Source organism: Paraburkholderia sp. UCT70, from assembly GCF_050434085.1.
Classification (GTDB): Bacteria; Pseudomonadota; Gammaproteobacteria; order Burkholderiales; family Burkholderiaceae; genus Paraburkholderia; species Paraburkholderia tuberum.
On sequence record NZ_JBNPVZ010000004.1, the window covers coordinates 2,739,421 to 2,763,805 of the forward strand.

At 63.5% G+C, this 24,385-nt stretch carries 24 protein-coding genes, 1 tRNA gene and 3 pseudogenes; 16 read left to right on the plus strand and 12 right to left on the minus strand.

Features of this window, described 5'->3' with window-relative positions; all coding sequences use genetic code 11:
• Positions 1 to 249: 249 nt before the first annotated feature.
• The 3 genes from ampD to OKW41_RS38325 are packed head-to-tail and all read right to left on the minus strand — an operon-like array spanning position 250 to position 2,089.
• Complete coding sequence (gene ampD, locus OKW41_RS38315) at positions 250 to 846, minus strand: 1,6-anhydro-N-acetylmuramyl-L-alanine amidase AmpD (RefSeq protein WP_429575745.1); 597 nt, start codon at positions 844 to 846, stop codon at positions 250 to 252.
• Positions 843 to 1,157, minus strand: a complete 315-nt coding sequence (locus tag OKW41_RS38320) for a PP0621 family protein (protein ID WP_429451785.1) — start codon at positions 1,155 to 1,157, stop codon at positions 843 to 845. Before OKW41_RS38320 ends, ampD begins: the two co-directional genes overlap by 4 nt.
• Before the next feature lie 8 nt (positions 1,158 to 1,165).
• Entirely contained in the window at positions 1,166 to 2,089 is a 924-nt protein-coding gene (locus OKW41_RS38325; protein WP_429575746.1) for a cytochrome C assembly family protein, read from the minus strand.
• Positions 2,090 to 2,170: 81 nt separating this feature from the next.
• On the opposite strand from OKW41_RS38325, the gene ffh reads away from it, so the two are divergent.
• Positions 2,171 to 3,538: a signal recognition particle protein gene (gene ffh / locus OKW41_RS38330; protein WP_429451787.1), complete on the plus strand. Its 1,368-nt coding sequence runs from the start codon at positions 2,171 to 2,173 to the stop codon at positions 3,536 to 3,538.
• Between the two features lie 157 nt (positions 3,539 to 3,695).
• A complete protein-coding gene (locus OKW41_RS38335) occupies positions 3,696 to 4,247 on the plus strand; it encodes a hypoxanthine-guanine phosphoribosyltransferase (RefSeq protein ID WP_429575747.1) in 552 nt (183 codons plus the stop codon).
• 93 nt (positions 4,248 to 4,340) lie between these two features.
• Here OKW41_RS38335 and OKW41_RS38340 read toward each other — a convergent pair whose 3' ends face one another.
• Positions 4,341 to 4,940 carry a MarC family protein gene (locus OKW41_RS38340; protein WP_429451791.1) on the minus strand — a complete coding sequence of 200 codons (600 nt, stop codon included), beginning with the start codon at positions 4,938 to 4,940 and terminating at the stop codon, positions 4,341 to 4,343.
• A 12-nt stretch (positions 4,941 to 4,952) separates the two neighbouring features.
• On the minus strand, positions 4,953 to 6,689 hold the full coding sequence (locus tag OKW41_RS38345; RefSeq protein ID WP_429575748.1) for a proline--tRNA ligase: 1,737 nt from the start codon (positions 6,687 to 6,689) through the stop codon (positions 4,953 to 4,955).
• Between the two features lie 300 nt (positions 6,690 to 6,989).
• Here OKW41_RS38345 and OKW41_RS38350 point away from each other — a divergent pair, with 300 nt between their 5' ends.
• The 5 genes and pseudogenes from OKW41_RS38350 to OKW41_RS38370 form a co-directional block, all read left to right on the plus strand.
• On the plus strand, positions 6,990 to 7,739 hold the full coding sequence (locus OKW41_RS38350; RefSeq protein WP_429451795.1) for an RNA pyrophosphohydrolase: 750 nt from the start codon (positions 6,990 to 6,992) through the stop codon (positions 7,737 to 7,739).
• Between the two features lie 77 nt (positions 7,740 to 7,816).
• A complete protein-coding gene (locus OKW41_RS38355) occupies positions 7,817 to 8,374 on the plus strand; it encodes a CNP1-like family protein (RefSeq protein WP_429451797.1) in 558 nt (185 codons plus the stop codon).
• Between the two features lie 165 nt (positions 8,375 to 8,539).
• Positions 8,540 to 9,339 (plus strand): annotated as a pseudogene (locus tag OKW41_RS38360) (IS110 family transposase); the annotation flags it as partial.
• A 129-nt stretch (positions 9,340 to 9,468) separates the two neighbouring features.
• Positions 9,469 to 10,599: pseudogene (locus OKW41_RS38365) on the plus strand (IS110 family transposase).
• A 271-nt stretch (positions 10,600 to 10,870) separates the two neighbouring features.
• Positions 10,871 to 11,095, plus strand: a pseudogene (locus tag OKW41_RS38370) (IS110 family transposase); the annotation flags it as partial.
• A gap of 287 nt (positions 11,096 to 11,382) precedes the next feature.
• On the opposite strand, the gene proB reads toward OKW41_RS38370, so the two are convergent.
• The 4 genes from proB to rplU all read right to left on the minus strand — a co-directional run bounded on the left by proB (position 11,383) and on the right by rplU (position 14,527).
• Positions 11,383 to 12,501: a glutamate 5-kinase gene (proB, locus tag OKW41_RS38375; protein WP_429575749.1), complete on the minus strand. Its 1,119-nt coding sequence runs from the start codon at positions 12,499 to 12,501 to the stop codon at positions 11,383 to 11,385.
• A 69-nt stretch (positions 12,502 to 12,570) separates the two neighbouring features.
• A complete protein-coding gene (cgtA, locus tag OKW41_RS38380; RefSeq protein ID WP_184051016.1) occupies positions 12,571 to 13,692 on the minus strand; it encodes an Obg family GTPase CgtA in 1,122 nt (373 codons plus the stop codon).
• A 237-nt stretch (positions 13,693 to 13,929) separates the two neighbouring features.
• Positions 13,930 to 14,190, minus strand: coding sequence for a 50S ribosomal protein L27 (gene rpmA, locus OKW41_RS38385; protein ID WP_008923994.1), 261 nt, complete (start codon positions 14,188 to 14,190; stop codon positions 13,930 to 13,932).
• 25 nt (positions 14,191 to 14,215) lie between these two features.
• Entirely contained in the window at positions 14,216 to 14,527 is a 312-nt protein-coding gene (rplU, locus tag OKW41_RS38390; protein WP_007180329.1) for a 50S ribosomal protein L21, read from the minus strand.
• Between the two features lie 285 nt (positions 14,528 to 14,812).
• Here rplU and OKW41_RS38395 point away from each other — a divergent pair, with 285 nt between their 5' ends.
• Both OKW41_RS38395 and OKW41_RS38400 read left to right on the plus strand, forming a co-directional pair.
• The gene (locus OKW41_RS38395) at positions 14,813 to 15,805 is read left to right on the plus strand and encodes a polyprenyl synthetase family protein (protein ID WP_429451798.1); all 993 of its coding nucleotides are present in this window, start codon (positions 14,813 to 14,815) and stop codon (positions 15,803 to 15,805) included.
• Between the two features lie 49 nt (positions 15,806 to 15,854).
• Positions 15,855 to 15,931 (plus strand) — tRNA-Pro (locus OKW41_RS38400).
• On the opposite strand, the gene OKW41_RS38405 is transcribed toward OKW41_RS38400, so the two are convergent.
• A complete protein-coding gene (locus OKW41_RS38405; protein WP_429451800.1) occupies positions 15,920 to 16,078 on the minus strand; it encodes a hypothetical protein in 159 nt (52 codons plus the stop codon). The genes OKW41_RS38400 and OKW41_RS38405 overlap by 12 nt on opposite strands.
• A gap of 95 nt (positions 16,079 to 16,173) precedes the next feature.
• Here OKW41_RS38405 and OKW41_RS38410 point away from each other — a divergent pair, with 95 nt between their 5' ends.
• The 7 genes from OKW41_RS38410 (at position 16,174) to yacG (ending at position 22,966) form a co-directional block, all read left to right on the plus strand.
• Entirely contained in the window at positions 16,174 to 17,472 is a 1,299-nt protein-coding gene (locus tag OKW41_RS38410) for an HlyC/CorC family transporter (RefSeq protein WP_429451801.1), read from the plus strand.
• A 147-nt stretch (positions 17,473 to 17,619) separates the two neighbouring features.
• A complete protein-coding gene (locus OKW41_RS38415; protein WP_429575750.1) occupies positions 17,620 to 18,876 on the plus strand; it encodes a GspE/PulE family protein in 1,257 nt (418 codons plus the stop codon).
• Entirely contained in the window at positions 18,873 to 20,108 is a 1,236-nt protein-coding gene (locus tag OKW41_RS38420; RefSeq protein WP_429451804.1) for a type II secretion system F family protein, read from the plus strand. The genes OKW41_RS38415 and OKW41_RS38420 overlap by 4 nt, the downstream gene beginning before the upstream one ends.
• A 27-nt stretch (positions 20,109 to 20,135) precedes the next feature.
• Positions 20,136 to 21,077: a prepilin peptidase gene (locus OKW41_RS38425; RefSeq protein ID WP_429575751.1), complete on the plus strand. Its 942-nt coding sequence runs from the start codon at positions 20,136 to 20,138 to the stop codon at positions 21,075 to 21,077.
• A gap of 3 nt (positions 21,078 to 21,080) precedes the next feature.
• A complete protein-coding gene (coaE, locus tag OKW41_RS38430; protein WP_429575752.1) occupies positions 21,081 to 21,695 on the plus strand; it encodes a dephospho-CoA kinase in 615 nt (204 codons plus the stop codon).
• Between the two features lie 188 nt (positions 21,696 to 21,883).
• Positions 21,884 to 22,639: a cell division protein ZapD gene (gene zapD / locus OKW41_RS38435; RefSeq protein ID WP_008921182.1), complete on the plus strand. Its 756-nt coding sequence runs from the start codon at positions 21,884 to 21,886 to the stop codon at positions 22,637 to 22,639.
• A gap of 123 nt (positions 22,640 to 22,762) precedes the next feature.
• The gene (gene yacG / locus OKW41_RS38440) at positions 22,763 to 22,966 is read left to right on the plus strand and encodes a DNA gyrase inhibitor YacG (RefSeq protein WP_090801947.1); all 204 of its coding nucleotides are present in this window, start codon (positions 22,763 to 22,765) and stop codon (positions 22,964 to 22,966) included.
• Between the two features lie 83 nt (positions 22,967 to 23,049).
• Here yacG and OKW41_RS38445 read toward each other — a convergent pair whose 3' ends face one another.
• Positions 23,050 to 23,496, minus strand: coding sequence for an NUDIX domain-containing protein (locus OKW41_RS38445; protein WP_429575753.1), 447 nt, complete (start codon positions 23,494 to 23,496; stop codon positions 23,050 to 23,052).
• Entirely contained in the window at positions 23,493 to 24,362 is an 870-nt protein-coding gene (locus OKW41_RS38450; RefSeq protein ID WP_090801949.1) for an ATP-binding protein, read from the minus strand. The genes OKW41_RS38445 and OKW41_RS38450 overlap by 4 nt, the downstream gene beginning before the upstream one ends.
• Between the last annotated feature and the right edge of the window lie 23 nt (positions 24,363 to 24,385).

The window sequence follows — 24,385 nt, forward strand, 5'->3', positions numbered from 1 at the left end:
GGGAGCGGGACGCCGCAGACTTATCCACTCTTATTCACCCGGTTATGCACATGGTTATTCACAGCACAACACAAGATATAGTGCGAAACTCAGTTGTCGGCACCAAGTATAGTGGAGTTTCGAGACAGGTCAAACGGTTTTATTTGCGTTCGCAGTCTTGACTTTTGCTTCACGCAGCGCGCAGAAGCCCCCCGGAGAAGCACGCTGCGCCTCGTTCTCCGTGGATCACGCAAGATCGTGCGAAGGGGGTTACCGCGTTTCGGAAAACTTGAGATAGGGGAAATACCGACCGTCGAGCAACGTGTCGCGCTGCAGTCGCGGCCATTCGAAATACGGACCGGGATCGGTCTTGCGACCGGGTGCGATGTCGGAGTGGCCGGCAAGCGCGTCGATCGGATAGCGTGCCGTCAGTGCTCTGACGAGCGCGGCGAGCGTGCGGTATTGCGCCGCTTCGAAGGCGGTGGTGTCGCTGCCTTCGAGCTCGATGCCGATCGAGAAATCATTGCAGCGCTCGCGGCCGAAAAAATTCGACGGCCCCGCGTGCCACGCGCGCTCGTTGCACGACACGAACTGCTCGAGCGCGCCATCGCGATGAATCACGAAATGCGCGGACACGCGCACGCCGCGCAGACGCGTGTCGTAGTACGGGTGAGTGTTGCAGTCGAGCGCGTTCTGGAACAGCTCGGCAATCGCGGCGCCGCCGAACTGGTTCGGCGGCAGGCTGATGTTGTGAACGACGATCAGCGTCGGCAGCGCGCCTTGCGGACGCGCTTCGAAGTTTGGCGAGGCAAGCTTGCGTGCGGCAGGAACCCAACCGTCGGCATCGACGGTGTACGCGCCGCTCATCGGGCGTCGCGGCCGCTCGGACGCGCGCCGTGGCGCTGCGCGTGCGCGGCGCAGCAGAACGCCTGCCCCGCGACGCTGACCGAGTCGCTCTTCGGTGCGTGCACGCCGCACTCGACGCAGCGGATCATCGGCTCGGCAGCAAGCTGCGGCTGTTGCCCATTCGAAGAACGCGCGCCGCCATTCGCGGTGCCGGCAGCGTTGGCGCCGCCGGCTCCGGTGCGTTGCGCGGATTGCGCGTCGTGGCGGCGCAGCGCCTTCACGAGCCATTGACCGACGATGAACAGCAGAATCAGCAAAAAGATTTGTCGCATGGGGACACTCACACCACGGGCCGGTGCAACAGCACCTCGAAAACAAAACGGCTGCCGACGTACGCGAGCAACAGCGCGACGAACGAGGCCAGCACCCAGCGCAATGCCGCACGGCCGCGCCAGCCGGACACCTTGCGCGCGGTCAGCAGCGCGCCGAACATCACCCACGAAAGAATCGCGAACACGGTCTTGTGATCGAGCCGCAACGCGCGGTCGATCAGCTGCTCGCTGAACAGGATGCCCGACAGCAGCGTCAGCGTGAGCAGCACGAAGCCGGCGCCGATCAGACGGAACAGCAGCTTCTCGAGCGTGAGCAGCGGCGGCAGCGCGTCGAGCCAACTCGACCACCAGCCATTGTCCGCCGCCGCGTGCCTTTGCGCGAGACCACCGCGCATCGAATGCAGACGCCGCTCGACCGCCAGCATCAGCACCGCGTGCAGCGCCGCGATCGCGAACAGACCGTACGCGATATTCGCAATCAGGAAGTGCAGCTTGAACATCGGCGCGGCCGCATACGGCAGCACGCGCACGCCGCCGAACGCGAGCGGCAGCAGCGACGCGACGCACGCGAGTGGCAACACCAGCAGGCGCAGTCCGTCGAGCGGGAAAAAGAAACTCTCGATCCAGTAGATGCCGGCGCCGAGCCAGAACATCGCCGACAGCGCGAACGCGAAGCCGAACACCATCGCGTTCTGCGGGAAGATCGTGGTATGCAGCAGCACGCCGTGAGCGAGCAGCGCGACGAACAGCAGCGCGCGCCCGGGCGCGCTCATGCCGGAGGCCACCAGAGCGCCCGCGTTGGCGGTATGACCGGGCAGCGGCGGCACGCTCTCGAGCAGCGGACGCACGTCCGCGTGCCGGTGCGAGCGCCAGCCGGCCACGGCAAGACCGCCGTAGAGAAGCGCGGTGAGGGCATACAGTACAATATCCATATTCGAAGTTTACACTAGGGCCCTACTCCGCGACGTCTTGCGCTTCGCGCGCAGCGCGGGCCCCACCGTTCATCGCTCCCCATGCTCGACAATCTGACTCAACGGATGGCGCGCGTCGTCAAGACGCTGCGCGGCGAGGCCCGGCTCACCGAGGCGAACACCCAGGAAATGCTGCGCGAGGTGCGTCTCGCACTGCTCGAGGCCGACGTGGCGCTGCCCGTCGTGCGCGAGTTCATCGCGAAGGTCAAGGAGAAGGCGCTCGGCGAGGAAGTAATCTCCAGCCTGTCGCCGGGTCAGGCGCTCGTCGGCGTCGTGCAGCGCGAACTGACCGCGGTGATCGGCGGCGATTACGAAGGCAAGGCCTCCGAGCTCAATCTCGCCGTCGCGCCGCCCGCGATCATCCTGATGGCGGGTCTGCAGGGCGCCGGCAAAACGACCACGGTCGGCAAGCTCGCCAAGCTGCTGCGCGAGCAGTACAAGAAGAAGGTGCTGACCGTTTCGTGCGACGTCTATCGTCCCGCCGCCATCGCGCAGCTGAAAACGGTGACCGAGCAGGTCGGCGCGGACTTCTTCCCGTCGGATCCGAACCAGAAGCCGGTCGACATTGCCCGCGCCGCGCTCGACTGGGCCAAGCGCCACTATCACGACGTGCTGCTCGTCGACACGGCCGGCCGTCTCGGTATCGACGAGGCGATGATGAACGAAATCACCGCGCTGCACGCCGAGCTGAAGCCGGCGGAAACGCTGTTCGTCGTCGACGCGATGCTCGGCCAGGACGCGGTCAACACCGCGAAGGCGTTCAGCGACGCGCTGCCGCTCACCGGCGTCGTGCTCACCAAGCTCGACGGTGATTCGCGCGGTGGCGCGGCGCTCTCGGTGCGTCACGTGACGGGCAAGCCGGTCAAGTTCGTGGGTGTCGCCGAAAAACTCGACGGCCTCGAAGTGTTCCACCCGGACCGCATGGCGAGCCGGATTCTCGGCATGGGCGACATTCTCGCGCTGGTGGAGGAAGCGCAGCGCGGCGTCGACGTGCAGGCCGCGCAGAAGCTCGCCGACAAGGTCAAGAAAGGCGGCGACTTCGACCTCAACGATTTCCGCGCTCAGCTCACGCAAATGAAGGGCATGGGCGGCCTGTCGTCGCTGATGGACAAGCTGCCCGCGCAGTTCCAGCAAGCCGCGGCCGGCGCCGACATGAGTCAGGCCGAGAAGCAGATGCGACGCATGGAAGGCATCATCAACTCGATGACGCCCGCCGAGCGCGCCAAACCCGAACTGATCAAGGCGACCCGCAAGCGCCGCATCGCCGCGGGCGCGGGCGTGCAGGTGCAGGAAGTCAACCGCATGCTGAACCAGTACGAACAGATGCGCACGATGATGAAGAAGCTCAAGGGCGGCAACCTGCAGAAGATGATGCGCGGCATGAAAGGCATGATGCCCGGCATGCGCTAAGCTTGATGGGACCGGCGCGCCCTCACGCCGAGTGCGGCGCGGCTGACTTCGGCATCGTGCGGGTTTATTCTGTAGCGCATCGCGCCGTCCCTCGCGGGAACGTCCCTCGGGACGTTGCCACTCACACTATGTATACAGTTACCGTCCGTCAGACGTCATGAACCGCGAAGAAGCCCTCCATATTTTTCGACACTCCGAAGAGATAGTTTCGGCTTCGGACGTTACTGCGTCGATCGCCCGCATGGCGGCTGCCATCCGCGACGAGATGAGCGAGGACTTCCCGCTCGTGCTGTCGGTGATGGGCGGCGCCGCGGTATTCACCGGCATGCTGCTGCCGCACCTCGATTTCCCGCTCGAGTTCGACTACATCCACCTGACGCGCTACCGCAATACGACGAAGGGCAGCAACGAGATGCAATGGCGCGTCGCGCCGGCCGAGTCGGTCAAGGATCGCGTGGTGCTCGTGCTCGACGACATCCTCGACGAAGGCGAGACGATGGCCGCAATCCGTGACCGCATCCTCGCGATGGGCGCGAAGCGCTTCCTGTCCGCGGTGCTGTGCGAGAAGATCATTCCGAAGGCGAAACCGCTGCGCCCCGATTACTGCGGCTTCGAAGTGCCGGACCGGTACGTGTTCGGCTGCGGGATGGATGCGAAGGGCTACTGGCGCAACCTGCCGACCATTCGGGCGTTGACCGAGGGACCGTGAGCGGGGCATCCGCCCTACCGGCGAAAAAAAAGCAGCCTGCCTGGCTGCTTTTTTATGGCTGCGACGGTGGCAATGCGCGCACCGGCTCGCGTTTCACAGCTTGTGCACGAAAGAGCGGATTCCACCGAGCATCATCTCGACTGAAATCGCGACGAGCACGAGCCCCATCAGCCGCTCGAACGCCGCCATCACACGTTCACCGAGCCACGCCTGAATGCGCTCGGCGAGCATCAGCACGATCGCACAGATGGTCATCGTGACGGTCAGCGCGCCGACCCACTCGAACGTTTTGCCCGGCGCCTGCGAGGTCAGCAGCATAACCGTCGCCAACGCCGACGGACCCGCTAGCGCCGGAATCGCGAGCGGCACGATCAGCGGCTCGCCGCCGCGCGCGTCGCCGCCGAACGGACCGTCCGGATGCGGAAACACCATGCGCAGCGCAATCAGAAACAGCACGATGCCGCCGCCGATCCGCAACGACTGGTCGCTGAGGCTCATCATGCGCAGAAAGCTCTGCCCGAGCACCATGAACATCAGCAGGATCGCAAACGCGATCGCGACCTCGCGCAGGATCACGACCGTGCGACGCTCCGGCGACACACCTCGCAAGCAACTGACGAAGATCGGGATGTTGCCGAGCGGATCGGTGATCAGGATCAGCAGCACCGTCGCGGACAGGAAGGTGTACTCCACTGCCCGATCCGCTTAGTTCGCCAGCGCCGCGCGCACTTTGTCGATCACGGTCTGCGCGGCGTCCGCGACCGGCAGCAGCGTCGCTTCGGCCTCGCGACGGCCCTGATACTCGATCTTGCCGTCCTTCAGACCACGGTCGCCGATCACCAGTCGATGCGGCACGCCGATCAGTTCCCAGTCGGCGAACATCACGCCCGGCCGCTCGCCGCGATCGTCGAGGATCACGTCGATACCGGCCGCGACGAGTTCCGCGTACAGCTTGTCGGCCTGCTCACGCACCGCGTCGCTGCGGTCATAGCCCATCGGGCACAGCACGACTTCGAACGGCGCAATCGACTCCGGCCAGATGATGCCCTTGTCGTCGAAATTCTGTTCGATCGCGGCGCCGAGAATCCGCGTGACGCCGATGCCGTAGCAGCCCATTTCCATCGGCCGAGGCTTTCCGGTTTCGTCGAGACAGGTCGCGTTCATCGCTTCGGAATACTTGGTGCCGAGCTGGAACACGTGGCCCACTTCGATGCCGCGGCAGATGTCGAGCACGCCCCTGCCGTCCGGCGACGGATCGCCCTTCGTCACATTGCGGATGTCGGCGACGACCGGCTCCGGCAGGTCGCGGCCCCAGTTCACGCCGGTGGTGTGATAGTCGACGTCGTTCGAGCCGACCACGAAGTCGCTCATGTTCGCGACCGTGCGGTCCGCGATCACCTTGACCGGCTTCTTCGTGTCGATCGGACCGAGATAGCCCGGCGGTGTGCCGAACGTCTCGACGATCTCGGCTTCGGTCGCCATGCGGAAATTACCGAGGCCCGGGAGCTTGGCCGCCTTGATCTCGTTCAGATCATGGTCGCCACGCAGCATCAGCAGCCAGATCGTCGGCTCGGCGCCTTCGTTCTCGGCGGCGAGCACCACCGACTTGATCGTGCGTTCGAGCGGAATGTTCAGCAGTTCGGCAACCGCCTCGCACTTCGCCTTGCCGGGCGTCGCGGTCTTCTTCATCTCTTCTGCCGGCGCCGCGCGCTCTGCGATCAGCGGTAGCGCTTCGGCTGCCTCGACGTTCGCGGCGAAATCGGAGGTCGGGCAATACGCGATGTCGTCTTCGCCGGTGTCGGCGATCACATGGAACTCATGCGAGCCGCTGCCGCCGATCGAGCCGTTGTCGGCCGCCACCGCGCGGAAGTCCAGACCGAGGCGCGTGAAGATGCGCACGTACGCGTCGTACATCTTGCGATACGACTCGCGCAGACCCTCCGCGTCCTTGTCGAACGAGTACGCGTCTTTCATGATGAACTCGCGGCCGCGCATCACGCCGAAACGCGGACGGATCTCGTCGCGGAACTTCGTCTGGATCTGATAGAAGTTGACCGGCAGTTGGCGATAGCTCTTGATCTGGTTGCGCGCGATGTCGGTGACCACTTCCTCGTGCGTCGGGCCCATCACGAAATCGGCCTGCTTGCGGTCTTTGAAGCGCAGCAGCTCGGGACCGTACTTCTCCCAGCGCCCCGATTCCTGCCACAGTTCGGCCGGCTGCACGGCCGGCATCAACAGCTCGATGGCGCCCGCCCGGTTCATTTCCTCACGCACGATCGCTTCCACCTTGCGGATCGAACGCAGGCCGACCGGCAGGTAGTTATAGATACCGCCCGCGACGCGACGGATCATGCCCGCGCGCACCATGAGCTTGTGGCTGATGATTTCGGCGTCGGCGGGCGCTTCTTTGAGAGTGCCGATAAAGAAACGGGAAGCTTTCATTCAAGGTGTCCAAAAGCGGCGGCTTCCGGTAGGACCGCCAGAAAAGGGGAAAATGGGGGAAATCGACACAGATCCGCGGCGAAGCCGGCAGGGTTCGCCCGACTGACGGCGCCCTGCCCCCGTGCGGCGCCGAAACCGCCGCGCAAAGCCTCTCTCACAAGGGATAGGCACGGAAAACCGACAGGCTACCGCAAACCCGGGCCTGTTGCGGCGAATCGTTCCGTTCTTATGCGATTCGGTGCGTAGGGTCCGTTATCTGTTTATAATCAAAGCAATTTTAAAGGATTCGAAGGTGGTTGTATGCTGGATCGTGAAGGCTTTCGCCCGAACGTCGGCATCATCCTCTTGAACGCGCACAACGAGGTGTTTTGGGGCAAACGGCTCCGTGAACATTCCTGGCAGTTTCCGCAAGGGGGCATCAAATATGGTGAGACCCCCGTGCAAGCGATGTATCGGGAGTTACACGAAGAGACCGGGCTGCTTCCTGAGCACGTCAAGGTGATCGGTCGCACGCGCGACTGGTTGCGTTATGAGGTGCCTGACAAGTTCATCAAGCGCGAAGTACGCGGTCATTACCGCGGCCAGAAACAAATCTGGTTTTTGCTCCGGATGGTAGGACGCGACTGCGACATCTGTTTGCGCGCCACCGACCACCCTGAGTTCGATGCGTGGCGTTGGAACGAGTATTGGGTGCCGCTCGACTGTGTGATCGAGTTCAAGCGGGATGTGTATCAGCTGGCGCTGACGGAACTGTCCCGTTTCATGCGCCGGCCTGCGCCGCGTGCGGAAAAACCTGGCGGGCATCATGGGTCGCGTTATCCCCGGATAGCGTCGTCGATGCAAAGCCCGCCGGATTCCATGGTAAGCACGGTGGTCACCGCCGTCACGACCGTAGCTTCGGTCAGCGTCGAAACTTCGACGCACGTGCTGGTCGCGCCGGATTGCGGTCCCGGCTCACCGGATGCGAACATGAGATCGGAGCATGAGCGCGAAACGGCCGAAGCTGACGAGGCCATCGCCCCGTTAGTCCGACGAGGCGTGCGCGATTAACCATTCCAAGGCGGCGGCTCACGCCGCCTCTCTCTGGCGCGGCTTTCGAGCCGCGCCCGTCTCTCGAGGGAATCAGATTGAAAGCATTTGCATTCGCCGTGGCGTGCGTCGCCACCGGCGCCCTGCTGGCAGGCTGTTCGAGCGCCGGCAAACCGACCAACAAAGACGACAGCGAGTTCACCTATCTGCTTGACCGCAAGAGCAACTGGGTTGAAAACAAGGTCGACACGTTGCCGCCGCTGCCCACCGACGAGAACCTGCTGCCGTTCGAGGTTTCCGGCAATACGCCGCTGCAATTTGCGATCGACCCGAAGTCCGTCAGCGTCGGCGATGACGGCGTGGTGCGTTACACGGTGGTCGTCACGAGCCCGGGCGGTGCGCGCAACGTCAATTACGAGGGCATCCGCTGCGACACGTATGAATGGCGTCAGTATGCGGGCCTGAACGCCGATCACGACGGCTGGGACACGACGGTCGCAAACCCGTTTTCGCGGATAGAAAACGGCGCGCTGAATGCGTACCAGGCCGCCTTGTATCAGGACTATATGTGCGCAAACAAGATTCCGACCGGCAGCGCGCAGCACATCGTCGAGAACATTCGTTACAAGCGCACGCAGACGTCGCAGATTCATTGAGGCCGGTTGCGCGGCGCGCGCCCGACTCAGGCGCCGTTGCTTATCCGTGACGATTAAAAAGCCGTTCCAGCCTGCGCTGGAACGGCTTAATGAGATGGTCAGCCTGACCGAAACGGCCCGATCGGCTTACGCTGCTCGGGCCGTTTCCTTTTTCGGGAGATCATCATGGGCACCATCGCGTTGATCGGGATCGATCTGGGCAAGTACTGCTTCTTCCTGCATGCGCAGGACCCACGGCCATGAGGTATGGCGCAAGAAGGCCACACGAGCGCGACTTCTCATGTTGCTTGCAAACTGCCCGGCCTGCACGATTGCCATGGAAGCCTGCGCAGGCGCGCACTGCCTCGCGCGCAAGCTCCAAACGTTCGGGCATCGGGTTCTGCTGATCGCGCCGCAATTCGTGCGGCCTTTCGTAAAGGGTAACAAGACCGACTTTGCCGATGCCGAGGCCATCTGCAAAGCGGCGTCCCGTCCGTCGATGCGCTTCGTGGCCGTGAAGACGCCCGAGCAGCAGACGCTGCTTGCCCTGCATCGCGTACGCGAAGCGTTGGTGGCCGAGCGTACGGCCACGGCCAATCAGATCCATGGCTTCCTGCTTGAATTCGGCGTGAGCCCGCCGGTAGGCGCGCGGGCTATTGCGAAGCTCCCCACCTTGCTGGACGATGTGAGCCAGGCGCTGCCGCCGCGACTGGTCTGCATTCTGCTGCGTCTTCATCGGCGTTATGGCCAGCTCTGCGACGAGATCGCGCAGATCGAAGGCGAACTCAAGCTTCAACTCGCCGAAGACGAGGCAGGCCAGCGGCTGCTGACGACCCGGTATCGGCCCCATCACGGCCAGCAGCCTGCTCGCGATGGCTGGCGACGTACATGGCTTCCGGCGAGGGCGGGATTTCGCTGCTTCTCTCGGCCTCGTACCACGACAGCACTCAACGGGAGGGCGCTCAACGCTGCTGGGCATCAGCAAGTCAGTATGACTCCCGTTCGGCAAGGCTGGCCGCCGCGAGGAATTATGCGCGGGTTAGCATGGCTACCAGAGCCGCATTGAGTGGGGACGGAACCGCCACTCAATGGTGTTTTCCGCCGCGGAGGCCAGCATGGAACACAATAGCACGCTGTATGTGGGGCTGGATGTCCACAAGGATTCGATCCCGATCGCCTATGCGACCGGGATGAGCGAAGTGGAATTGTTCGGCAAGGTCGGCACTATGCAGATTGATGTCGACCGGTTGTGCAAGCGGCTGCAGCCGAAGGCGCAGCACATCTGCTTTGTCTATGAAGAGGGCCCGTGTGGGTACGGCCTGTACCGATGACTGGTCGATAAAGGTTTTGACTGCATGGTCTGCGCACCATCGCTCATTCCACGCAAGCCAGGTGATCGCGTCAAGACGGACCGCCGTGACGCGATCAAGCTGGTGCGCTCGCTGCGCGCCGGCGACCTGTCAGCCGTGCACCTACCGACGGTCGAAGACGAGGCATTCCGCGATCTGGCACGCGCCTGGTCGGCTGCCAGAGAAGATCTGAAGGCAGCACGCTGCAGGCTCAAATCTTTCCTGCTGGCCCACGGCGTCCACTATCTCGGCCGTCCCAACTGGGGGCCGACACACAGGCGCTGGTTAAGTACGTTCTCGTTCGACAGCGCCTGGCAGCAACTGGTGTTCAACGAACAACGGCGCTCGATTGAGGACCGCCTCGCGCAATGCGAGCGGCTGGCACTGGCTTTGCATGAAGCCGTCATCAGTTGGCGGTTCTATCCAGCTGTACTTGCTTTGCAAGCGATGCGCGGAATCAACTTCACGTCGGTAATCGGCCTGGTGTCCGAACGGGGTGACCTCACGCGTTTCGAACATCCACGGCAACTGATGGCCTGGATTGGCGTGACGCCCTCGGAGCATTCATCAGGCGGAAAGCGGCGGCAAGGTAGCATTACCAAGCCCGGCAACAGCTATGCACGTAAGCTGCTGGTTGAATCCGCCTGGAGCTATCGACATCCGGCACGCGTGAGCATCGATATTCAGCGCCGTCATGAAGGTCCACCCAAACCGATAATCGATCGTGCCTCGGATGCGCAACTGAGGCTGTGCAGGCGATATCGTAAGCTCGTCGCCGGAGGGAAGACCGCACACGTCGCCATCATCGCCGTCGCACGCGAGCTCGCTGCCTTCATCTGGGACGTCGGTCGGCTGGGGATGACTCTGGCTGTACCGCACAGCGAACAAGCGGCATAAGCGAAGGACGTAACTGACGAAAGCCAGCCACCATCGAAAGTTTGCTGAAGGCGGCGCAGCCCGGTATTCGAGTAACCCGCGACCGCGTTTGGCAACGACATCAGTCGACTTGCGTAGTAAGGAAGCGGCAGGCTCATGAGGCGGACCTCTGTAATGCGGTAACCAACCCGCGAATATCAGCTTGATCCACCGTCGAGATCTACTGCTACGCCGCCCTCTAACCATGGAGTAGATCTTGAAAACCGATCCCGATTGACACCGGGAGTCATGTCAGCGCGGCGACAAGCATTTGCGAAGCCTGCTGGTGCAGGGCGCGCGGGCTGTGATGCAACGTGCCGAGCGCCGCACCGACGCCCTGGGCACCTGGTTGAAGGCCTTGATGCAGCGCCGTCACAGCAATGTGGTCGCCTGCGCGCTGGCCAACAAAATGGCCAGAATCGTCTGGGCGATTCTGGCCAGGGGAGGCGAGTACCGGTCGCATCCGGCCATCGCCTGATCGACCTACTGCCTGCTTTTGCGACCTCTGACCCGCGATGAAGATAACCGGCTCACGGCCCGGCAGAAAACCTGACAACAAATTTAGTCCTGCAGACTGACGGCTTTTTCAGGACTGCCGGGCGCGGCTTCTCATCGAGGGTCGGGCGCGATCCGCGCCCATTTCGAGCCCGGATACATTTGCGCAAGCCCTTCTATCTTGGATCTCAGGCCATGGTTGCAAAAATCAGGCTCACCATACATTATCGTTGGCTCTTCATACGCGCGATATGCGCGCCGCCTCGCAGATCAAAGCACCACGAGATTGTCGCGATGAATCAGTTCGGGCTCGAGCATATAGCCGAGCACTGACTCAATTTCGCCGCTCGGACGCCGCTGGATCAGTTTGGTTTCCGCGCTGCTGTAGTTCGTCAAACCACGTGCGACCTCGCGGCCTGACGCGCTCAGACACGCGATCACCTCGCCGCGCGCGAATGCACCCTGCACACCGACGATGCCAATCGGCAGCAAGCTCTTGCCGCCGGCGGTCAGTTTTTCGACCGCGCCGTCATCGATCACGACGTGGCCGCGCACCTGCAGGTGATCGGCCATCCATTGCTTGCGCGCCGCCATGCGCGCGGTGCGCGCGATCAGTTGGGTGCCGATCGCCTCGCCGGCCGCCAGTCTCACCAGCACGTCCGACTCGCGCCCACTTGCGATCACCGTATTGGCGCCGCTATGGGCCGCACGCTTCGCAGCGAGAATCTTGGTCAGCATGCCGCCGCGGCCGAGGCTCGAGCCCGCACCGCCCGCCATCGCCTCGAGCTCGGGCGCGCCGGCGTCGGCTTGCTGGACGAGTGTCGCGGTCGGGTCCTTGCGCGGATCTGCGGTGAAGAGGCCTTGCTGGTCCGTCAGAATGATCAGCGCGTCGCCCTCGATCAGATTGGCAACCAGCGCGCCGAGCGTGTCGTTGTCGCCGAACTTGATTTCGTCGGTGACGACCGTATCGTTCTCGTTGATGATCGGTACAACTCCGAGCCCCAGCAGCGTGAGCAGCGTGGAGCGAGCGTTCAGATAGCGCTCGCGGTCAGCAAGGTCAGCGTGAGTAAGCAGGATCTGCGCAGTCTGGATGGAATGTTCGGCGAAGCGGCTTTCGTACACTTGCGCGAGACCCATCTGACCGACCGCCGCGGCCGCCTGCAGCTCATCGATTTCACGCGGCCGCTTCGTCCAGCCGAGCCGCTGCATGCCCTCAGCGATCGCGCCCGAGCTGACCAGCACGACTTCCTTGCCTTGCACGCGCAGTGCGGCAATCTGCGCGGCCCAGCGGCCGATCGCCGCATGATCGAGGCCGCGCCCGTCGTTCGTGACGAGACTCGAACCGACTTTGACGACCAATCGCCGTGAATCTGCGATGACGGAACGCATTGTGCGCTGTCTCCCAAGATGACGCGTGATGCATACCGGCACCCGCCGCTGGCGCCGACGCTCGAGTTGTTATTCCTGCGGATCGGTGCCGGCTTCGCGGGTCGCGGCCGGTACTTGCGTACCGTCGCGGAAACGCACGTCGGAGGCCAGGTCTTCAGCTTCGGCCGCGCGTTGCGCGTCGGAGTGCTCGGCGAGGTAGTCGAACACCGCGTAGCAAAGATTTTCACAGCCCTGGCCAGTCAGCGCCGAGATCTCGAACACCGGGCCGTCCCAGCCGAAGCCTTCGAGGAACGCCGCCACGCGCGCTTCGCGATCGTCCTCAGGCACCATGTCCAGCTTGTTCAGCACAAGCCAGCGCGGTTTCTGATAAAGCTCTTCGTCGTACTTGCGCAGTTCGTTGACGATCGCCTTCGCTTCCGCGACCGGATCGATCGATTCATCGAACGGTGCGATGTCGACGATGTGCAGCAGCAGCCCGGTGCGCTGCAGGTGACGCAGGAATTGATGGCCTAGGCCGGCGCCCTCCGCCGCGCCTTCGATCAGCCCCGGAATGTCGGCGATCACGAAGCTGCGGCTCGGCCCGACGCGCACGACGCCGAGGTTCGGCGCGAGCGTGGTGAACGGGTAATCGGCGATTTTCGGCTTCGCGTTCGACACCGACGAGATAAACGTCGACTTGCCTGCATTCGGCATGCCGAGCAGACCGACGTCGGCCAGCACTTTCAGTTCGAGGCGGACCATGCGGCGCTCGCCCGGCTTGCCGTCGGTCTTCTGACGCGGCGCGCGGTTCGTGCTGGACTTGAAATGGAGGTTGCCGAGGCCGCCGGCTCCCCCTTGCGCGATTTGCACGCTCTGGTTGTGCTCGGTCAGATCGGCGATCAGCTCGCCGGTTTCCATGTCCGTGATGGTGGTGCCGACCGGCATGCGCAGCGTGATGTCATCACCGCCCTTGCCGTAGCAATCCGAGCCGCGGCCGTTTTCGCCGTTGCGCGCCAGATGTTTTTTCGCGTAGCGGTAATCGATCAGCGTGTTGATGTTGCGGTCAGCCACCGCGATCACGCTGCCGCCCCGGCCGCCGTCACCGCCATCGGGGCCACCGAACGGGACGAACTTCTCGCGGCGCATCGACGCGCTGCCATCCCCTCCGTCGCCGGCGATGACTTCAATCCTCGCTTCGTCAATGAACTTCATGTGTTACTCCGTCCCGTGGTGTACTGCCCGATTCGATGCAGGGGTTGACACTGATTGGATGCTGCCATTTTGCCGCGCGTGCCGCGCGTTGATCAATCGACCGAACGGCATAGTCCGCCGATGAGGAGCGGTCGGCTGCGCGGCTTCGGCGCCCAGCTAAAGAGACGCCGCAATAAAAAAAGCCCCGCGAACTTCGCGGGGCCTTTTTCCGGTCCTGAAGCCCGTGCCTGATTAAACTCAGGCTGCAGGGACGACGGAAACGGTGTGCTTCTTCGCCGCGCCCTTCGTCGAGAACTGGACGTGGCCGTCCTTCAGCGCGAACAGGGTGTGATCCTTGCCCATGCCGACGTTCTCGCCAGCGTGCATGCGCGTACCGCGCTGGCGCACGATGATGCCACCAGCGTTGATAGCCTGGCCGCCGTAAACCTTAACGCCGAGGCGCTTCGATTCGGAGTCGCGGCCGTTCCGGGACGATCCGCCTGCCTTTTTGTGTGCCATTTGATTTGCTCCTTAACCGGTGCGCTTACGCGTTGATCGCGTCGATGCGCAGTTCGGTATAGTTCTGGCGGTGGCCGCCATGCTTCTGGTAGTGCTTCCGGCGACGCATCTTGAAGATCGTCACTTTGGCGTGACGACCTTGCGACACGACGGTAGCCTTGACGGAAGCCCCACTGACCAGCGGCGTACCGAACTTAATCGATTCGCCTTCGCCCACTGCGAGAACCTGGTCGAGCGTGATTTCAGCGTCAATGTCTGCCGGTATCTGTTCTACTTTAAGTTTTTCGCCGACGGCAACCTTGTACTGCTTGCCACCGGTTTTTATGACCGCGTACATTGAGAACCTCACTCTGTATTCATTTTTCCCACGCACCGCGCGCGGAAACTGTCGATTATACATAGAGTTAGCTGCTCGGTCAAAACCTGCTTATCAAACCGTCTACCGTCCGGCTTCGCCCTCCCTCGCAGGCGCTCGCAGATGGCAAACCTGCGACGCGCGGCGCCCCGCAGACGGCCTTGGCAGGCGCCCGGCGCGCCATGCGGAACGCATCCACGCCGCAGCCGACGACCCGGAAGCGCCCCGATCGCCTTATAATTCGCGGCACTACCCAATTCAGCCATCATGTCGTCGACTGCCACCACCTCCCCCAACGTCGCCAGCCTGCTTGCTCCGATCGCCGAAGACATGCAGCAGGTCAATCGCGTCATCCGGCAACGTCTTGCGTCGGACGTGATGCTGATAAATCAGATTTCCGAGTACATCATCAGCGCCGGCGGCAAGCGGCTGCGGCCCGCGCTGCTGTTGCTGGTGGCGGGCGCGCTGGGCGATACGACGGGGCACCGGCACGAGCTGGCAGCGGTCGTCGAATTCATCCACACGGCCACGCTGCTGCATGACGACGTGGTCGACGAATCCGACCTGAGGCGCGGCCGCCAGACCGCCAATGCGCTGTTCGGCAACGCGGCGAGCGTGCTGGTCGGTGACTTTCTTTACTCACGGTCGTTCCAGATGATGGTCGGCGTGGGCAAGATGCGCGTGATGGAAATTCTGTCGGAGGCGACCAACATCATCTCTGAAGGCGAGGTGCTGCAGTTGTTGAACATGCACGATGCCGACGTCGACGAAGCCCGTTACATGCAGGTGATCCGCTACAAGACCGCAAAGTTGTTCGAGGCAGCCGCCCAGCTCGGCGCGGTGCTGGCCGGTACGGACGCGAAAACCGAAGCTGCCGCCGCCGAGTACGGCCGTCGCATCGGCACCGCGTTCCAGATCATGGACGACTGGCTCGACTACACGGGGACGGCCGAGTCGATGGGCAAGAACGCCGGCGACGATCTGCGCGAAGGCAAACCGACGCTTCCGCTCATCTATCTGATCGAACGCGGCACGCCCGAGCAGTCGGCGCTCGCGCGCGAAGCCATCGAACAAGGTGGCACCGACCGTTTCGATACCATTTTCGACGCGATCACACGCTCGGGCGCGCTGGACCACACGCTCGAGTGCGCGAAACAGGAGGCGCAGGCAGCAGCGGCAGCAATTTCGTCATTTCCCGATTCCATTTTCAAAGAGAGCCTGCTAGAATTATGTTCTTACTCAACGGCAAGACAGTCTTGAACAAGACTGAAATGCCGAATTAGTGTGAATCGAGTCAGCAGTACTAAATCGGGGTGTAGCTTAGCCTGGTAGAGCGCTACGTTCGGGACGTAGAGGCCGGAGGTTCGAATCCTCTCACCCCGACCAGATTCTCCTTGTTAGCTCAAGGTTCAAAACCGCCGCAGCGTTGCTGGGCGGTTTTTTGTTTTGCGCGGCGCTTTTTTCGTTGCTCTCGTGCTGCCCTTCGCCGCTTTCTTTCCTCCGGCTCGTCAGGCCCAGCGCGTACTTTGCCACGTTGTCGTCCTAGCGGCGTCAGCCGTCGTCCACACCGGAGCGCGCGGCCCCCTCTGCTATATTCTCTCCATCCTTTCCCTTATTTTTCACGACGCGTGGAACAACTTCCCTTATGGGCGCAGATCGGCGCCGTCCTTCTGCTGCTTGTCTGCTCCGCCTTCTTTTCCATTTCCGAGACAGCGATGATGGCGCTCAATCGTCATCGCCTCAAACATCTCGCCAGCAAGAACACGCTCGGCGCAAAGACGACTCAGGGCCTGCTCGCAAAAACCGATCAGCTGCTCAGCGTGATCCTCATCGGCAACAACCTGTTCAATACGATCATTCCGGTACTGACGACATCGCTCGCGCTGCATACGTTCGGCCGCAATAGCCTCGTGCTGTCGATCGCGACCGGTATCGTCGCGTTCCTCATTATCGTGTTCGCGGAGATCACACCGAAGATCGTCGGCGCGACGTTTCCCGAGAAAATCGCGCTGCCCGCGAGCCTGCTGATCGCGCCGTTGATGCGCGTCGCGAGACCACTGATCTGGTTTGTCAACCTGTTCGCGACCGGCATCCTGCGCGTGCTGCACATCAACACGAAGGGCGCGCGCGACCAGCGGCTGTCCACCGAAGAACTGCGCACCATCGTGCTCGAGTCGGGAAGCTTCATGCCCACCAAGCACCGCAGCATCCTGCTGAACCTGTTCGACCTCGAAAACATCTCCGTCGATGACGTGATGATCCCGCGCCGCCGTATCGAGGCGCTCGACTTCGATGCGCCGTTCGAACAGATCCTGCATCAACTGGAGACCTGCTATCACAACAAGCTGATCGTCTACCAGGGCGACATCGACCGCGTGCTCGGTGTGCTGCACGTGCGCAAGACGCTGTCAGCGCTGCACAACCAGGAGCTCGAGCGCGATACCTTGCGCGAGCTGCTCGCCGAGCCGTACTTCGTGCCAAGCGGCACGCCGGTGTTCCAGCAGCTGCAATACTTTCAGGAGAGCCGGCAACGCATCGCGCTCGTCGTCAACGAATACGGCGAACTGCAAGGCCTCGTCACACCGGAAGACATCATCGAGGAACTGATCGGCGAATTCACCACGTCGATTCCGCGCAGCGCCAGCTCACGCGGTGGCTGGAACGAGGCGGGCGAATGCATCGTCGCGGGAAGCATGCCGTTGCGTGAGCTGAACCGCTGGCTGCAACTCGGGCTGCCCACCGATGGCCCCAAAACGCTGAACGGCCTGATTCTCGAGATCCTCGAAGACATCCCCGACGGCGACGTCTGCGTGCACATCGGAGACACCAAGCTCGAAGTGATGCGCAGCGACGATCAGGCGATCCGCACCGTCAAGATTTTCAAACCGCCGTCGCGCACGAAGGCCGGTAAAGCAAGGTCAGGCTGAACTTCGCGCCGCCGCACGCTGATTTACGGTCAGCATCGCACAGGCTCGCGAAACGCGCCATTAGCCGAATGGCCGAATGGCATTCGGACGCCCGCAACCGGAAGATGAAGCCGTCATGTTCTAAAGGCGGTTCATCACCGGTCTCTCATGCAAACACCCTTTGCCACCGCCGCGGCATTGCCGCGCCCACTCGCTGTCGACGGCGAATCCAGCGCAACGAGTCTGAACGATCCCGACAACGCCCCAGCCGTGCGTCTGTTGACCGACACGTTGCACGAAGCGACGCGGCGCAATGCGTCGGATATCCACATCGAGCCGGCCGAGCATGGCTGGCGTGTGCGCCTGCGTATCGACGGCGTGCTGCATGAAATCCCGCGGCCACCCGCCCATCTGCGCGACGCGTTCGTCACGCGTGTGAAAGTGCTCGCGCGCATGGACATCGCCGAGCGACGCGTGCCGCAGGACGGCCGGCTACGCCTGGCGACGTCGCCAGGGCGGCTCGAGGATTACCGCGTCAATTCGCTGCCGACACTGTTCGGCGAAAAGCTCGTGCTACGACGGCTCGACGCGTTGCCCGCCGATCTTTCGCTCGATTCGCTCGGCCTCGATCCGCGGCAGCGCGAAGCCGTCGACGCCGCGATCCGCGCGCCGCACGGTCTGATGCTCGTCACCGGACCGACGGGCAGCGGCAAGACACTATCGCTGTACTGCTTCCTGAACCTGCTGAACGGCGAGGCACGCAACCTCTGCTCGGTGGAAGACCCAGCCGAGATCCAGCTGGCCGGCATCAACCAGGTCAGCGTGCGCGAAAAAGCCGGACTGACTTTCGCGGTCGCGCTGCGGGCTTTTCTGCGTCAGGACCCGGACGTGATCATGGTCGGCGAAATCCGCGACAACGAAACCGCCGACGTTGCCGTGAAGGCCGCCCAAACCGGTCACCTCGTGCTGTCCACGCTGCATACGAACGACGCGCCCGCGGCCATCGCGCGGCTCATCGACATCGGTGTCGAGCCGTACAACCTTGCCGCCGCGCTGCGCATGGTGACCGCGCAGCGGCTGGTGCGGCGACTGTGCGTCGCATGCCGCGCGCCCGCGCCGCATTCGCCGGCGGCACTCCACGCCGCGGGCTTTGGCGAACATGAGCTCGACGGCTGGCAACCGTATGCGGCGACCGGCTGCGCGGTTTGTCATGGCATCGGCTATCGGGGGCGCGTCGGCATTCATCAGGTGATGCCCGTCTCCGACGCGATGCGTGAGCAGATCGTCGCAAGCGCGGGCGCGCACGAGCTGGCCCGCCTCGCCCAGATGGAACACGTCGCGACGTTACGCGACGCGGCGCTTGCGCGCGTGCGCGACGGCACCACGAGTCTCGCCGAAGCGCTCGCCGCCACGGAGGTCGCATGAGTACCGCGCTGTCACCAACCCGGTCCGCCTCAGCCGACCTACGCTTCAGATGGCGCGGCGTCGACGCGGACGGCACGCGCCAAAGCGGCACGCTGATCGCGCCCGACGCGAGCGCCGCACGCACGATGCTCAAACGCGACAACCTCTTTATCGTCGAACTCGCAACGCAAGGGCCGGCGCCACGCCCGAAGACGAGCGCGGCCGCTGTCACACTGTTCACGCGACAACTGTCCAGTCTGCTGCGTGCCGGTTTGCCGCTCGCGCCCGCGCTCGAACTACTCGCGCAGGCGTCGACGTCGGGTCAGCGGCAAGGCATGCCGCGCATCGTCGGCACTGTCGCGCGCGACATCACCGCCGGCCTGCGGTTTTCGGCGGCCTTGCAGCGGCACCCGGCGCAGTTCAATGCGCTGTATTGCCAGCTCGTCGAGGTGGGCGAAGCGGCGGGCGCGCTCGTCACCGTGCTCGCGCGCCTCGCCGACGATCGCGAACGCGCCGCTGCGCAGCGCGCGAAGGTGCGCGCGGCTCTCACCTATCCAGCCGCGATCCTGCTGCTCGCGCTCGCGATAACTGCCGCATTGCTGGTGTGGGTCGTGCCGACGTTCAAGCAGATCTTCGATGGCTTCGGCGCGAAGCTGCCCGCGCCGACGCAGTTCGTGCTGGCGCTCTCGGCGGCCGCCGCGCGCTGGAGTGTGCCGCTGTTCATACTGATGCTCGCAATGAGCTCGGCCATCACGCTCGTGCTGCGTCGTTCGGTAAGCGCGCGCATCCGCTTCGCGCGCCTGTCGCTCGACCTGCCGGTGGCCGGCCCGCTGCTGCGCACGCTGTGCGCGGCGCGCTGGAGTCGCGCGCTTGGCACCTTGCTGTCCGCCGGCACGCCGCTCGCCGACGCATTCGATTCGCTCACTCAGGCGACCGGCAATGCCTTCTTCGATCGCGCGACGGCAAGCATCGCCATCAGATTGCGGCGCGGCGAACGGCTCGCCGCGGCTATGTTCGCGGCCCGCTGCTTTCCTCCCGAAGTCGTGCAGCCCGTTGCGGTCGCGGAGGAATCCGGCGCGCTCGACAGCATGCTGCTCGATGTCGCGTCGCTTGCGGATCGCCAGGTCGACGACAGGATCGGCACGCTATCGAGCCTGTGTGAACCGCTCGTGATCGTCGTGCTCGGCACACTGGTCGGCGGCCTCGTCATCGCGATGTATCTTCCCATTATTCAACTCGGCAACGTGGTGTAGCATCGCAGCCGAATCCACTTCGTCACCATGCAGGCTCCTCTTCCACTCGTGTCACAAACTTCCTCCAGCCTGCTCGCGGGCTTACTGCCGGGCCGCTTTGCCAGCGATATCGGCCTCGCGCTCGCGAGCCTGCCCGCCGGCGCGCAGATCGCATTCGCGATCGTGATTGGCCTCGTGATTGGCAGCTTCCTGAACGTGGTCGTGCATCGATTGCCGATCATGCTCGAGCGTGCATGGCGCGCCGAAATCAGCGAGACCACCGACGAGCCGCCGCCCGACCACGGACTGCCCGCGCGCTACAACCTGTGGGTGCCGCGCAGCGCGTGCCCGCATTGCGGCCATGTGCTGAGCGCGTGGGAAAACTTGCCGGTGCTGAGCTACCTGCTGTTACGCGGCCGTTGTTCCGCGTGCGGCACGCATATCAGCGCACGCTATCCGCTGCTCGAAATCGCGAGCGCCGCTTTCGCGGCAGGCGCACTGATAGCGTTCGGCCCGACGCTGATGGCACTCGCCGCGTTCGGCCTGTGCGCGACGTTGCTCGCAATGAGCGCGATCGACGTCGACACGCATTTGCTGCCCGACTCCTTGACGCTGCCGCTGTTGTGGGGCGGCCTGATCGTCAATTTCAACGGCATGTTCACGAATCTGCATGATGCGGTGCTCGGCGCTATCTTCGGATATCTGGCGTTGTGGGCCGTGCATTGGGTGTTCAAGCTCGTGCGTGGTATCGAAGGCATGGGCTATGGCGACTTCAAGCTGCTCGCCGCGCTCGGCGCGTGGCTCGGCTGGCCTGCGCTGCCGCAGATCGTGCTGGTCGCCGCGGTGGCCGGTGCCGTGATCGGCCTCGCGGCGACGTGGCGCGGCCGAATGCGCTTCGAGGAGCCGCTGCCGTTCGGGCCGTTTCTCGCGGCGGGCGGTGTGTTGACGCTGTTTGCCGGCACGCCGCTTTATCTGGCTCTGGGGGGCTGAACCATGTTCGTTGTGGGACTCACTGGCGGCATCGGCAGCGGCAAATCGACGGTGGCCGATCTGTTCGCCGCGCTCGGCGTGCCGCTCGTCGACACGGACGTGATCGCGCATCGCATCACCGCGCCGCATGGCCTCGCAATGCCGCACATCGCCGCCGAATTCGGCACGCAATTCGTCGCCGCCGACGGCTCCCTCGATCGCGCGCGCATGCGCACGCTCGTGTTCAGCGACGAGACCGCGCGCAAACGTCTCGAAGGCATCACGCATCCGCTGATTCGCGCGGAAACCGAGCGCGAAGAGCGCGAAGCGAAAGGACCGTATGTGATCGTCGTGGTGCCGCTGCTGGTCGAGTCCGGGACCTGGAAGAACCGCGTGAATCGCGTGCTCACCGTCGATTGCAGCGTCGACACGCAGATCGCGCGTGTGATGAGCCGCAACGGCTTCAGCCGTGAGCAGGTGCTCGCAATCATTGCGCGCCAGGCCACGCGCGAAGCGCGGCTCGCCGCCGCCGACGACGTGATCGTCAATGACAATGCGCCGCTCGAAGAACTCGAGGCGCAGGTGGACGCTCACCATCAAGCCTATCTGTCGCTGGCGAAGGGCGATGCCGAGTTGTAGCGCGCGCAGACGCGTCGTCACCGGCACATTGAACTTTGCGCGCACGCGGGAGCCGAAGCGCTCCCAACACCGGGAACTCACAAAAAAGTTGCGAAAGCGCGCAGAAAAAGTGCGTGATTGCCTGGGTAGTCCCACGGCATTAGAATGTTTTGCATTCCTGTCACCGACCACGCCCGAGGCGAGCCCGCTTGATCCTTTACGAGTACCCCTTCAATGAGCGAATCCGGACGCTGTTGCGGCTCGAAGATCTGTTCGAGCGCTTCACGTTCTTTCTGACTCAGGAAGACGCGCGGGAACATCACGTCGCACTGACAACGCTGTTCGAAATCTCCGAAGTGGCGGGCCGCGCGGATCTGAAATCGGATCTGATGAAAGAGCTCGAGCGGCAGCGGCAAACGCTCGCGCCATTTCGCGGCAATCCGGGCATCGAGCAGAACGCGCTCGAAGCGGTGCTCGGCGAAATCGAGCAGACGCTTGCGGGGCTCACGCAGATGCAAGGCAAGACCGGCCAGCATCTTGCAGACAACGAGTGGCTCGCGAGCATTCGCAGCCGCGCAATCATCCCCGGTGGTACCTGCAAATTCGACCTGCCCTCGTACTACGCGTGGCAACAGTTGCATCCCGATCAGCGTCGCCAGGACATCGCCAAGTGGGTGACACCGCTTTTGCCGCTGCGCGACGCGGCCACCATCGTGCTGCGGCTCGCGCGTGAGTCGGGCCAGGCGTCGAAGGTGATGGCGATGCAAGGCAGCTATCAGCAAATGCTGTCGGGCCGCTCGTATCAATTGATGCAGGTTCGCGTCGCTCCCGAATTGCGCGTGATTCCCGAAGCGAGCGCCAACAAGTACATGCTGTGGGTGCGCTTTACGGTGCAGGACGGCGATCTGCGGCCGCGCGCGGTCGACGTCGACGTGCCGTTCCAACTCACGCTCTGCAGCCTGTAATCGCCTGTCAATCACCGCCGCATTGAGCAGCGCACACCGGATTTGACCGAACGCGCCTTTGAACCGGCGCGAAATAGCCCTATATTCGTTACTTGTTCCGTTTGCGATTGACCGTCCGACCGTATGCCTACCGTCGTCAAATGTCCTACCTGCGGTAAAGATGTCCGCTGGACCTCCGAGAGCCGCTTCCGTCCGTTCTGCTCCGAGCGCTGCAAACAGATCGATCTGGGCGCATGGGCCGCCGAAAAATACAGGATTGGCGGCAACGAACAGGAAGGATCTTCGTCCGAAGAGGAAACGCCGCGCGGCGACTACAACCCGCACTGAGCGAGTCAGTAAAAAAGCCACGCGAACCGGCGCTGCCGATACAGCGCCCGCTACCGCGTGGCTTTTTCAGTCACTGCCTTCAATCACTTCTTCTCAGCCGCGAGCCACTCCAGCACCGGGATCGTGGCCGGCAGCAACGGCGAGACATCCGCAGGCAAGCTCTGCCAGACGAAGGCCTGGCCTTCACGCCCGTGCGGCTCGCCCGACCACTGCGTCACCTTGCAGAAGAAGAGGCGCACATAGGCGTGCGGATAATCGTGTTCGAGCGTATGCCACAGATGGCTCGCCTCAACCTCGATTCCCAGCTCCTCGTGCAGCTCGCGCGCGAGCGCGGTCTCGACCGATTCGCCCGCTTCGAGCTTGCCGCCCGGAAACTCCCAGTAACCCTCGTACGGCTTGCCCGTCGGACGCTGCGCGAGCAGATAGCGCCCATCCGGCTGCACCAGCACGCCGACCGCGACTTCGGTGACCGGACGGCCCGCGCCGTTGGCGCCGGCGCTATTGCCGGCGCCTTTGTTAGCGTCGCTCATGCCGGCGTCTTACGGCCGGACCAGTCGCGCGCGAACTGCCATGCGACCCGTCCCGAGCGCGAGCCACGTTCGAGCGCCCACACGAGCGCATCGCCGCGCGCCGATTCGATCTCGGCGTCGTCGCAACCGAAATGACGCAGCCAGTGCGCGATGATCGTCAGGTAGTCGTCCTGCTTGAACGGATAGAAGCTGACCCACAGCCCGAAACGCTCGGACAGCGAAATCTTCTCTTCGACCAGTTCACCCGGATGAATCTCGCCGTCCGAGGTGTGCTTGTACGTCTCGTTGTCGCTCATGTACTCGGGCAGCAGATGGCGGCGGTTCGACGTCGCATAGATCAGTACGTTGTCGGACTGCGCGGCCACCGAGCCGTCGAGCGCGACCTTCAGCGCCTTGTAGCCCGACTCGCCTTCTTCGAACGACAGGTCGTCGCAGAATACGACGAAGCGCTCCGGCCGCTTCGCGATCAAATCGACGATGTCGCCGAGGTCGTGCAGATCGTCCTTGTCCACTTCGATCAGGCGCAGACCGTCTTTCGCATACGCGTTCAGGCACGCCTTGATCAGCGACGACTTGCCGGTACCGCGCGCGCCCGTCAGCAGCACGTTGTTGGCCGGCTGACCGCGCACGAACTGGCGCGTGTTCTGTTCGATCAACCCCTTCTGGCGATCGATGTTCTGCAGGTCGTCGAGCGTGATCGGCGAAATGGCATGCACCGGCTGCAAGTAGCCGCGACCCTGGCGCTTGCGCCAGCGGAAAGCGACCGCGGCCGACCAGTCGATGTCCGGCGCGGCGGGCGGAAGCATCGCTTCCAGGCGGCCGAGCACGGCTTCGGCCCGGTTCAGAAACTGTTCGAGTTTGTCCATGGTGAGTAGGCGGCCCGCGGCCG